General features: G+C 65.4%; 9 protein-coding genes. 6 read left to right on the top strand and 3 right to left on the bottom strand.

Annotated features, from left to right (window positions below):
- Positions 1-58: 58 nt before the first annotated feature.
- Positions 59-2,212: a hydantoinase/oxoprolinase family protein gene (locus tag PV781_RS13320; protein ID WP_274776110.1), complete on the bottom strand. Its 2,154-nt coding sequence runs from the start codon at positions 2,210-2,212 to the stop codon at positions 59-61.
- A gap of 420 nt (positions 2,213-2,632) precedes the next feature.
- Between PV781_RS13320 and PV781_RS13315 the strand changes: the two genes are divergently transcribed.
- A complete protein-coding gene (locus PV781_RS13315; protein ID WP_274776109.1) occupies positions 2,633-4,525 on the top strand; it encodes a sigma-54-dependent Fis family transcriptional regulator in 1,893 nt (630 codons plus the stop codon).
- Between the two features lie 37 nt (positions 4,526-4,562).
- Here PV781_RS13315 and PV781_RS13310 read toward each other — a convergent pair whose 3' ends face one another.
- A complete protein-coding gene (locus PV781_RS13310; RefSeq protein ID WP_274776108.1) occupies positions 4,563-5,612 on the bottom strand; it encodes an SDR family oxidoreductase in 1,050 nt (349 codons plus the stop codon).
- A 43-nt stretch (positions 5,613-5,655) separates the two neighbouring features.
- On the bottom strand, positions 5,656-6,588 hold the full coding sequence (locus PV781_RS13305; RefSeq protein WP_274776107.1) for an SMP-30/gluconolactonase/LRE family protein: 933 nt from the start codon (positions 6,586-6,588) through the stop codon (positions 5,656-5,658).
- Between the two features lie 288 nt (positions 6,589-6,876).
- Here PV781_RS13305 and PV781_RS13300 point away from each other — a divergent pair, with 288 nt between their 5' ends.
- From PV781_RS13300 to PV781_RS13280, 5 genes are read left to right on the top strand one after another with little or no spacing between them, the layout of a single operon-like run.
- Positions 6,877-8,052, top strand: a complete 1,176-nt coding sequence (locus PV781_RS13300; RefSeq protein ID WP_342455450.1) for an ABC transporter substrate-binding protein — start codon at positions 6,877-6,879, stop codon at positions 8,050-8,052.
- 7 nt (positions 8,053-8,059) lie between these two features.
- On the top strand, positions 8,060-8,920 hold the full coding sequence (locus PV781_RS13295; protein WP_274776106.1) for a branched-chain amino acid ABC transporter permease: 861 nt from the start codon (positions 8,060-8,062) through the stop codon (positions 8,918-8,920).
- Positions 8,920-9,927 carry a branched-chain amino acid ABC transporter permease gene (locus tag PV781_RS13290; RefSeq protein WP_274776105.1) on the top strand — a complete coding sequence of 336 codons (1,008 nt, stop codon included), beginning with the start codon at positions 8,920-8,922 and terminating at the stop codon, positions 9,925-9,927. The genes PV781_RS13295 and PV781_RS13290 overlap by 1 nt, the downstream gene beginning before the upstream one ends.
- The gene (locus PV781_RS13285; RefSeq protein ID WP_274776104.1) at positions 9,924-10,679 is read left to right on the top strand and encodes an ABC transporter ATP-binding protein; all 756 of its coding nucleotides are present in this window, start codon (positions 9,924-9,926) and stop codon (positions 10,677-10,679) included. Before PV781_RS13290 ends, PV781_RS13285 begins: the two co-directional genes overlap by 4 nt.
- A 2-nt stretch (positions 10,680-10,681) precedes the next feature.
- The gene (locus PV781_RS13280) at positions 10,682-11,422 is read left to right on the top strand and encodes an ABC transporter ATP-binding protein (RefSeq protein WP_274776103.1); all 741 of its coding nucleotides are present in this window, start codon (positions 10,682-10,684) and stop codon (positions 11,420-11,422) included.
- Positions 11,423-11,428 lie beyond the last annotated feature (6 nt).

Raw genomic sequence — 11,428 nt, 5'->3', positions numbered from 1 at the left:
CCGCCGGGGTCGGCGGCGGCCACGAACCCCTCCCGGTGCCGGGAGGGGGAACGGCCGATCACACCTCGCGCAGGTGGAACAGGCGGTGGCCGTCGAGCCAGGTCTCGAAGCCGCCGGGCACCACGAAGGTGGTGGCGTCGGATTCGATGATGGCAGGACCCATCACGCGGTTGCCGGGGCGCAGCGCCTCCATGCGGTAGAGCTGCGCATCCACCCACTTCTTCTTGCGATAGAATTTGCGGGTGCCGATCTTGGCTTCCTCGGGCGGCGTCTCGCCTTCCTCGGGCTCCTTCGGGATCTTGGGCTTGGGGATCGGAACCATGCCGCGCATGATGGCGCCGGTGACCGAGTAGCCGAGTTCCGGCGAACGGGCGGAGGCGGCATAGACGCGGCCATAGGTGGCGTTGAAGGCGTCGGTCAGCTGGTCCCAGTCCTCGGCGGTGCCGGCCTGCTTCAGGGGGCTTTCGATCTCCAGGTCGTTGAGCTGGCCGCGATACTGCATGCGGTAACCGGGCTGAAGCGTCACCTGCTCGGGCGCATAGCCGTTGAGCTTGAACTCCTCCAGCACGTTGTGGGTCAGCTCTTCCCAGGCCGCCTGAAGGGTCTCGGCCGCCTTCACCTTGTCGGCCTCCGGAGCGTCCGGGGGCATGTTGATGTCGAGCGACTTGTCGTAGCGATACTCGAAGTCCGCCGCCGCACAGCCAAAAGCGGAGAAACCGGCCGCCCAGGCGGGCACGATCACGTCCTCGAATCCGAGGCCCTCCGTATAGCCATAGGTGTGCACAGGCCCTGCCCCGCCATAGGAGAAGCAGACGAAGCTTGCCGGCGAATAGCCCTTGCCCGAGATCATCGAGCGCAAGTAATCGCGCAGGTCGCTGTCGAGCAGTTCGATGACGCCGGCCGCCGCATCCTCCACCGTGAGGCCGAGCGGATCGGCGATCTGGGTCTTGATGGCATCCACCGAGCGCTGCCGGTCGAGCTTCACCGCCCCGCCGAGGAAATTGTCGGGGTTGAGATAGCCGAGCACCATGTGGCAGTCGGAAATGGTCACCGTCTCGATGCCGCTTTCCTTCCAGCACACGCCCACCCGGTAGCCGGCACTGTCCGGGCCGAGCTTGATGGCCTTGGTGTAGGGATCGAGCCGGATGAAGGAGCCGGCGCCCGCGCCCACGGAATCCATGGCCACCAGCGGCAGGGAGAGGACGAGCCGAGCCATGTCCGGGTCGTTCTTGATGGTCATTTCGCCCTGGGTGATAAGCGCCACGTCGAACGAGGTGCCGCCAATGTCCGAGCAGGCGATATTCTTGTAGCCGAGCACCTCTCCCAGATATTTCGCGCCGATCACCCCGCCGATGGGGCCGGACACGATGGTGCGCGCCAGTTCCTTGGCCTTCCAGGAAATGGTGCCGCCATGGGTCGCCATCACCCGGAAGTCGAACTTGGTGCCGCGATCCTTGAAGGCTTCCGAGATCTTGGACAGCGTCTGGCGGGACGGCTCGGCCGCATAGCCCTCCAGGATGGTGGTGTTGGTGCGGTGCGTTTCCTTGCGCACCGGATAGTAGTCGGCAGATGCAAAGACCGGCACTTTGCGGCCGCTCTTCTCCACCTCCTCCAGCACGATGTCACGCACCCGGCGCTCGTTTTTCGGGTTCTTGTAGGAGTGAAGCAGCGAGATGACGATGCCCTCGACCCCGGATGCGATGAGCTCGCGCGCCGCGGCGCGGGCGCTCTCCTCGCGCAGCGGGATCACCTCCACGCCCATCATGTCAGTGCGCTCGATGACGCCGCGCGTCAGCTGGCGCGGGACCAGTGGGGGATCGTAGCGGTGCGTATTGAGGTGGATCCGGTCCTCATAGGCATAGCCCAGATAGCACTGGATCGCGCGGCCCATGCGGTGGAAGTCCTCCATGCCGCGATTGACGATGAGGCCGCATTTCAGGCCCTTGCGTTGGACCACGCGGTTGAGCATGGCGGTGCCGGAATAGACACCGGTCTGGAGCTGGGCGAGCGCGTCATGCAGCGACATGCCCCAATTGGCCAGCCCGTCTTCCGACGAGGCGATGAGGCCCAAGGCCTCGTTCTGGGGCGTGGACTGGGCCTTGCCGACCACGAAGTCGCCGTCCGCATCCACGAAGAAAGTGTCCGTCATGGTGCCGCCGGCATCGATGCCGAGCACCTGGACGTTGCGCAGGTTTCCCACGGGTATGTTCACGCTCGGGTCCTCCCTGTTATGCCGGCCGTGCTTTTTCCTGCCGGCTCGCCATTCAAAGAGCAGATCCCGTGCCAAACTCGGCCACACCCATAATAACCCACCAATTCAACGCATTTCCGCAACGCAACATGTAATTAAATTCGGCTTCATTGTCCGATTTCCGGACACTTGTTGTCCGAGCTTCAATCACCGCAAACGACGACTACACTTGCACGCAGCAGGGCCTTGCGATGACCATGCCAGAGCGTCTATTCTCCTCCATCAAGCCGCAGGGCGGGATGACGTCGCCACACCGAAAGCGGCACAGTGGGAGTGAACCGCCATCGCGCCCGGCCGCGCCCATGCAGGCCGCGTGCGAGGCCAACGGCTAAGGCGGCGCCAGCGGGAACGCCGCGCCGCCCGGCCCGGAGGGCAGAGCTGGTGCCTTATCGAGAGATCGCCCGTGCCTGGGAGGCTTTCCACCGGGACGGCGTCACATCCCCCGTCGTGCGACCCGCTGTCCTCGCCTCCTGGCAGCGCTCACGGCAGCATTCCATCGCAGCGGACCGTTCAGGGGCCCCGCTCCTGAGCGAGGCCGAACTGTTTCGCCGCCGCCGCCAGAACATGCGTCTGCTCGCCGCTGCGCGCCCCGCCATGGAGGAGGCGCGCAATCTGCTCGCCGACGCCAGCTCCATGCTGATCCTCGCCGACCCGGCGGGCACCATCCTGGAGACAGAGGGCGATGCCCGGGCAGTGGATACCGGCCAGGAGGTCAAGCTTCAGCGTGGCGGCCTGTGGTGCGAAGCCGAGATCGGCACCAATGCCATCGGCACGGCGCTGGCCTCCGGTCGCCCTGTCCAGATCCACGCCACCGAGCATTTCTGTGCGCCGGTGCAGCGCTGGACCTGCGCCGCCGCGCCCGTCCGCCACCCCCTTGAGGGCAGCGTGATCGGTGCGGTGGACATTTCAGGCTCCACCGACACCTTCAATCCGCAGAACCTTGCCCATGCGGTGGCGCTGGCGCACCAGATCGAGGCGGTTCTGGGCCGCCGGCTGGAGATGGAGCATGAGCAGGTGCTGCGCCACTTTCTCTCCAAGCGTGGGTTATGGGTGTCCGAGGAGATCATCGCGTTCGGCCGTTCGGGCACGCTCATCTATTCCACCGACCGCGCCTTGAAAGAAGTCGCCCGCCGCTCCGACCGGTTCGTCGAAGACGGACGGCTGGCCGCTCTTCGGGACACGCGGCCCGAGGACTGGCCCACCCGCGTCGCGGCGTTTCTGCCGGGAGCGAGCGTGGAAATCGTGCGGGAAGACGGGGAAGAGATCGGCGGCGTCCTCGTGCTGCACGCCCCCCGCCGGGTGCGCCACAGCGCCAAGGACACGCCGCGGGAGCCCGAGACGGTCTTCTTCGACGCCATCATCGGCGAGAGCAAGGTGATGCGCGAAGCCCGAGAAAAGGCCCGGCGCATGGCGGAGAGCGGATTGCCCATCCTCCTCGAAGGGGAGACCGGCGTGGGCAAGGAGGTGTTTGCCCGCGCCATCCACGGCGCGCGCCTGCCCTGTGGCCCCTTTGTCCCCCTCAATTGCGGAGGCCTGCCGCGCGAGCTGATCGCCAGCGAGCTGTTCGGCTATGAAAAAGGCGCCTTCACCGGCGCCGATGCTGCCGGCAAGCAGGGAAAGGTGGAGGCGGCCAATGGCGGTCTTCTGTGCCTGGACGAGATCGGCGAGATGCCGCTCGAACTGCAATCCTACCTGCTGCGGGTGCTGGAGGACGGCGTCGTCTATCGGGTGGGCAGCCATACGGGGCGCCGGGTGGACCTTCGCCTCGTCTCCATGACCAACCGCGACCTGACCGGCGAAGTGGCGGCAGGACGGTTCCGAAAGGACCTGTTCTACCGCATAGCCGCGCTTCGCCTGCGCATTCCTCCGCTCAGGGAGCGGGAAGGCGACGTTCTGATCCTCATGGAGCATTTCGGCGCCCTCGCCGCCGCCCGGGCTGACCTTCCACCGCCGTCCTTTTCCGAAGCCGCACGCGCCGCGCTCACCGCCTATGAGTGGCCCGGTAATGTGCGGGAATTGCGCAACATGGTGGACATGCTGGTCGCCATGAAGCGCGGCGAAGGGGAGGTCGACCTTGCCGACCTGCCACCCGAGGTCTGTGGAACCTCGGCCCGCACATCCGACGCCAAGGACCTGAAGGCGGTCGAGGAGGCAGCCATCCGCGCTGCTGTGGAGGCCTGCGGCGGCAATCTCTCGCGCGCCGCCCGCCGCCTCGGCATCGCGCGTTCCACGCTCTATATGCGGCTCGCGGCATCGGAGGGAAAGGGCGGCTGAAGAGCACGGGGGGTGGGCCCCGCGCTCCCGCGGCCTCTCAGTTACCGGGGATGAGGCGCATTTCCTTCATCTCGCGGATCTGGCGGGCAAACATCTCCTCGTCATCGACGATCTCATGGAAGCCGAAGCGGCGGATCTTGGTGGTCTCCACCAGGCTGTCATAGTCCATGTGCCACTGGAAATCGCCAAAGGCCCAGGCCACTGCCTGCCGATAGCTGCGGGGCACGAGGCCATACGTCTCGACCATCCGGTTCCAGAGCGCTTCCTTGTCCGCCATGACGTCGGCGAGGCGAATGGTCATCACCGGCCCGCAGGGCATGTCGAACATCGCGGCGATGCGCGGCCACATCTGCTCCCAGCGGAAAAGCCCGCCATTGGTGACATTGAAGACCTCACCCGCGCATTTGGGCGTGGTCGCCGCCCACACCGCCGCCTGGCCAAGGAGGTTGGTGTCCACCGTCTGCTGGATGGTGCGATAGCAAGCTTCGGTGCCGGGAAAGCGAAGCGGCAGGCCGAACTCCTTGGACATGGCAGCATAGATGCCGATGACCGAGGTCATGTTCATGGGGCTATTGACCGCGTGGCCATAGATGGTGCGCGGGCGCAGCGCCGACCAGGACCAGCGGGCCTTCGGCGCCCGGGCGCGCAGATAGTCCTCCTGGTCGTAATAGAAATTGGGCGGCATGTGACGGGGATCGCTCTCCCGTGCCGGCGTCGGATAAGGGCCCAGATGCGTGCCATAGGCCTTGGTGCCCTGCATCAGGCTGACATGTTCCAGCACGGACGAAGCGCGCTCGACCGCCTCCACCACGTTCACCAGCATGGCCAGATTCGGCGCCACCTCCTCCGCGAAGGTGGGGCGCTCCTGGTAGGCGGTGTAGAAGACATGGCTCACATCGCTTAGGTCCGCGAGCTTTGCTTCCGCATCCGCCTTGTCGAGCAGATCGACGGACACGCAGGGCACGCTGGCGCCTTCCGGCTTCCGGCGGGAAAGAATGGTCACCTTCCAGTCCGGCTTGTCCGACAAGGCATGGACGATGCCGGCGCCAGCGACCCCAAGGCCGCCGACCACAAGGGCGTGCTTCATGTAGCCTCCGCTTTTCTTGCTTATTCCGCGTTTCTTCGGGTGTTCAGACATTCAGGTGCGCCAAGGGCAGGCCCGGCTCCGGCCAGGGCAGGCTCACCAGGCGGCCGGTGCTGGACAGGGTCACAAACGCGGTGCGCAGCTCGGGCCCGCCGAAGCAGATATTGGTGACCCACCGCTCGGGGAACGGCACCGAACGCACCAACTGACCCTGAGGCGAGATCACCGAGATGGAACCCGTGACCAAGGTGGCGACGCAGATGTTGCCACCGGCCTCCACCGCGAGGGAATCGAAGCGCTGGTAGCCGCCGAGCCCGATGACCAGCCGCCCGCCATGGGGTGAGGGCCAGGGGGCGCGGCGGATGACACCGGGAGCTTCCAGGTCGAATGCCCACAGCCGCGCCGTCTCGGTTTCGGCCACATAGAGCACCGATCCGTCGGGAGACAGGCCGATGCCGTTGGGTGTGAAGAGCGGAAAGGCCAGCTCCTGAATGTGGCTGCCATCGGCGCGGGCATAATAGATGGCGCCCCGGTCATGCTCGCGGGCGCGCGTCTTGCCGAGATCGGTGAAGTAGAAGCCGCCCAACCCATCGAAGACGATGTCGTTCGGCCCCTTCAATGGCCCCTTGTCACTTTCCCGATAGAGGCACTGGGCCGCGCCTGTCGTGAGATCCACCCGCTCGATGCGGCCGCCCGAATAGTCTTCCGCTTGGCCGATGGGCCGAAGGCCGGTTTCGTCGTCTTCCGGCGTCCAGCGGAAGCCGCCATTGTTGCAGACGTAGCACGCCCCATCCGGCCCGATCGCCGCACCGTTGGGCCCGCCTCCAAGTTGCGCCACCAGTTCGACTGTGCCGTCCGGCCGGACGCGGTCGAGCGTCCCGCTCGCGATCTGGACCACCAGCACCGAACCGTCCGGAAGCGCCACCGGACCTTCCGGGAAGCGCAGCCCCGTTGCCACATCCTTCATCTCGCCGTGCATTTCCGCCCTCCCAACCCCTTTTTTCCGGTCAAGATGTCCACAAGCATCCAGAACCGTCCGGGGCTTAGTTTTGCAGTCGCAAAAAGTTTCACTCCACGAAACGACCCTTTTCGCGATCGCACCATTATGTTCCGTCATACGAAACAAAACTCGCTGGAAATCATGATTTCTCACATTAGCATGCGTTTTTTGTTCCTGCATTCCGAATTTATGTTTGACAGAGGAGAGGTCAGCCGTAACGTTCGGACGACAGAAGATCCATAAGGACTCGGTCGGGAGGAACATCCAATGCGCGTGCTTTCACGCTCACGTGCCCTTTTCATGGGCGCGATGATCTTCGCTTTGCCTTTTTCTGCTCAAGCGCAGGAAACAATTAAGATCGGCTGGCTGTCGTCTCTGACTGGCCCGCTGTCTTCAGCCGCCATCGCGGAGAACCAAGGCGTGCAGTTCGCCGTGGAGGAGATCAACAAGTCCGGCGGCATCCTGGGCAAGAAGATCGAGCTTCTCACCCGCGATACTGCGGGCGATCCCACCAAGGCGGTGAACCTGGCCCAGCAGCTCGTGTTCAGCGACAAGGTTCAGTTCGTCATCGGCCCGGTGAATTCGGGCGAGTCGCTGGCGACCATCCCGATCGTGGCACGCGCCGGTATCCCCAATATCGTCATCGGCTCCATCGATGAGCTGATCGACCCGAAGAAGTATCCCCTCGCCTTTCGAGCCATCAATACCAATACGCAATGGATCGAGGGCGGCAATACCTATGCCATCGACGTGTTGAAGAAGAAGAACGTGGCCGTGATCGGCGACACCTCCGGCTATGGCACGTCGAGCGCAAAGACGGCCGCGGCGCTTTTGGAAAAGCAAGGCATCAAGCCGGTCTATTCCGTCCTTGTTGACCCCAACAAGACCGACCTGACCGACGAGATGGCCAAGGCCAAGGCTGCAGGCGCCGACGTGGTGATGCCCTGGACCGCCGCCACCGGCCTGATGGCGCGCATTCTCAACACGCGGGGCGACATGGGCTGGGACGTGCCCGTGGTCGGCCATCCCGCGATCATGGCTCTGCCCATCAAGAGCCTGCTGAACAAGCCGGACTATTGGAAAAACGCCTACGCAGCGGGCTATACCAGCACCACCTTCGTGGATGGCAAGCTGCCGCCGCGCACCCAGGCCTTGATCGACAAGATCAAGCCTGAGTTTGGCGGCAAGATCGACTTCACCTTCTGGTGGGTGGCGCTCGGCTACGACACGGTCAAGATCATCGAACACGCGGCGAAGACGGCGAACTCGCTCGAGCCGGCCAAGATCAAGACGGCCCTCGAAGGCACCAAGAACCTGCCCGGCGTTTACGCCACCTATTCCTGGTCGCCGGAGAACCATAACGGCTTCCCGGACAGCAACATCGTCGCCAATGTCGCCGACAGCTTCAAGGACGGCTGCTACGACGCCGCTCCCATGAAGTGACGCGCCCATGCTGGCCGTGATCGTCTCCGGGCTTGCGATCGGCGCGCTCTATGCGTCGGTCGCCCTCGCCTACAACGTGATGTTCTCCACCTCCAAGGTGCTGAGCGTCTCCACCGGACAATTGTGCATGCTGGGCGGCGTCTTCGGCGCCTGGTTCATCAACGGCTTGGGCTGGCCGGCCTGGCTCGCGCTGCTTGGCGTCGTCGTCCTTGGCGCGGTGTTCGGTCTGCTCACCGAGATCATCGCCGTGCGCCGGGTCCTGGCGCTCTCCGACGAGCATCTGTGGCTGCTCTCAACCCTGGCGCTCGCCACAATGGTGCAGCAGGCCGTCGGCCTGTGGTGGGGCACCGAGCCCCGCCCCTTCCCGCGCCTCTTCCCGCAGGATTTCTCAGCCGGCGTGCTTGACCAGAAATATTGGCTGCCCATCGCTTTGGTGCTGATCCTGGTGGTGGCGCTGGAATTGTTCTACCGACGCACCCTCTGGGGTAAGCTCTTCATCGCCACCTCTGAAGATGCCTTCGCCGCCCGCGCCCGCGGCATCGCCACGGACCGGGTGCGGGCCCTCTCCTATGCGCTGGCCGGCGTGATCGGTGGCTTGGCGGGCTTCGCAGCCGGGCAGCTCACCTTCGCCTATTTCGCCCTTGGGCTCACCTTGACGCTGAACGGCTTCATCGCGCTTGCGGTGGGCGGCCTCGGCAGCAACCTGGGGGCACTTTTCGGTGGCATCGCGCTCGGGCTTCTCGGCGCCTTCGCAACCTATTTCTTCGGCGGCGAATACCAGCAGACCATTGCGGTGGGCCTCCTTCTCCTCGTTCTCATCGTGCGTCCCGAGGGTCTCCTCGGCGCCAAGCGCGTGAGGCCGGTGTGATGCGTGCCTCCCTGCGCCTTCCCGCCCTGGTGGGTGGCATCGCCGTGCTGGCCGCCTTGCCCTACTGGACCTCGGACCTCTACCAGCTCCACCTGGCGGCGCTCATCGGCGCCTATTGGGTGCTGGTGTCTGGGCTCAATCTGGTGGTCGGCTATGCCGGCCAGCTCTCCATCGGCCATGTGGGCCTCCTGGCGGTGGGAGCCTATGCCTTCGCCATTCTCGCGGGCACCCTGGGCTGGAGCCCAGAACTGGCCATGCTGGCTTGCGGTGCCCTTGGCGGGCTTGCTGGCGCACTGCTCGGCCTCCCCTCCTTGCGACTGCCGGGCTTTTATTTCGCCATGGCCACCATGGCCTTCGCGCTGATCGTCGCAGAGATGACGTTGGCGCACGGCGACCTCACCGGCGGCGGCACCGGCCTTCCCGTGCCCTTCTTCTCGGCCCCCTTCGACACGCCCTGGGGGCAGTACTGGCTCGTGATGATCGTGGGCCTCCTCGTGACCTGGCTCACCTGGAACGTGGCGAGCCGCATGTGGGGCCGCGCCCTCATTGCGGTGCGCGACAGCGAGGTGGCGGCTGCCTCGCTGGGCATCGGCATCTTCCGGCTGAAGCTCACCGTTTTCATCTTTTCCGGCGTCACCGCCGGGGTGGCCGGAGCCCTCTTCGCATCGCTCCAGAGCTACATCACGCCGGACACCTTCGTTTTCGAGATGGGCCTGTTCTTCTTCGTCTGCATCATCATTGGCGGACGCGGGAGCATTATTGGTCCGTTTGTGGGCGTGGTGATCCTCACCGCTCTGCCGGAACTGGTGGCGCCGCTGGCGAAGCTCGGCCACTTCTTCTACGGACTGACCTTGCTGCTGGTGGTGCTGCTCGTGCCGGACGGCATTGGCCGCCTGCTGGAGCGCATCATCTCGTTTGGCCGACGCAGCGCGCAGGAGAGCTTCGCCATCGAGCCCGACCTGCCCCGCCTCTCCCGCGCCCTCGACGGGCAGGCAGGTGCGCCATGACGGGTCTCGTCGCCCGCGACGTGGGCAAGCATTTCGGCGGCGTGGTGGCGCTCGACCAGGTCTCGCTGGACCTGAAGGCTGGAGAGGTTCATGGCCTTATCGGCCCCAACGGCTCGGGCAAGACCACGCTCCTCAACCTGCTCTGCGGCTATTACCGCCCCGATGCCGGCGACATCATGCTGGATGGAGCAAGCCTGGGCGGGCAGCCGGTGCAGAAGCGCCCGCGCCTTGGCATTGCCCGCACCTTCCAAAAGCCGCGCCTGCTTGGCTCCTTGACCGTCTTGGACAATGCCATGCTGGGCGGCTGGCGGGACGTCAATTCGGGCTTCATCGCCACCGCTCTGGCCCTGTCCCGCTCGGGCCGGGAAGAGCGGGACATGCGCGCCCGCGCCACAGAACTTCTGCACGGCGTCGGCCTCGCGCGCGTGATCGAGCGGCGCGCCAACCTCCTGGAGCATGCCGAGCAACGCTTCCTGGAGATCGCCCGCGCGCTCGTCCTGCGGCCGCGCTTCGTTCTTCTGGACGAACCTGCAGGCGGGCTTACCGGGGCGGAGATCGACCATCTGCGCCGCATTCTCATGGTGGTGCGCGACAGCGGCGTGGGCATCCTACTGGTGGAGCACCACACCGACTTCGTGTTCCGCATTTGCGACCGCGTCACCACGCTCGATCGCGGCCGCATCATCAAGCACGGCACGCCGGACGAGGTCCGCACCGACGCGGACGTGGTCCGGGTCTACCTGGGAGCCTGAGCATGCTCGCTGCCAACCGTCCCGGAACGCCGCTCCTTGAGGTGGACAATCTCCATGTGGCCTATGGCAAGGCCGAGGTGGTGCACGGTGTCTCCTTCACCGTGCACCGGGGGGAATTCGTGGTGCTGCTGGGTCGCAATGGCGCCGGCAAAAGCACCATTCTCCACGCCATTTCCGGCCTCATCCCCAAGCGGGCGGGCGCTGTCGTCTTCGGCGGTGCTGACATCACGCGGTCCAGCGCCCGCGACATCGTGCGGGCCGGAATGGTGCAGGTCCTGGAGGGGCACCGCGTCTTCACCTCCCTATCCGTGGAGGACAATCTCCTGATCGGCGCCTATTCCGGTGACGTCACTGATCGCTCGGTCCTGGAGCCCATCTACGACACCTTTCCGGAGCTCGCGGAACGGCGCCACCAGCAGGCCTCGCGCCTGTCCGGCGGCCAGCAGCAGATCCTTGCCGTGGGCCAGGGCATGGCGGCCAAGCCGGCGCTGCTGATCCTGGACGAACCCTCGGGCGGCTTGGCCCCCCTGGTGGTGGACCGCATCCTCGATGTGGCGAGCGCCCTATGCCGCACGGGCATCGCCGTGCTGCTGGTGGAGCAATTGGTGGAAAAGGCCCTGCGCCACGCCTCGTTCGGCTATCTGCTGGAGACGGGACGCATCGGTGGCGCAGGCAGCGCCGCCGAACTGCAGGACAGCGCCCTCCTGCGCCGCGTCTATCTCGGCGGCGTCGAGGTCGACTGACATGCC

It is taken from the genome of Aquabacter sediminis, assembly GCF_028863665.1.
Lineage (GTDB): Bacteria > Pseudomonadota > Alphaproteobacteria > Rhizobiales > Xanthobacteraceae > L1I39.
This window is presented reverse-complemented; position numbering and strand designations above follow the sequence as displayed.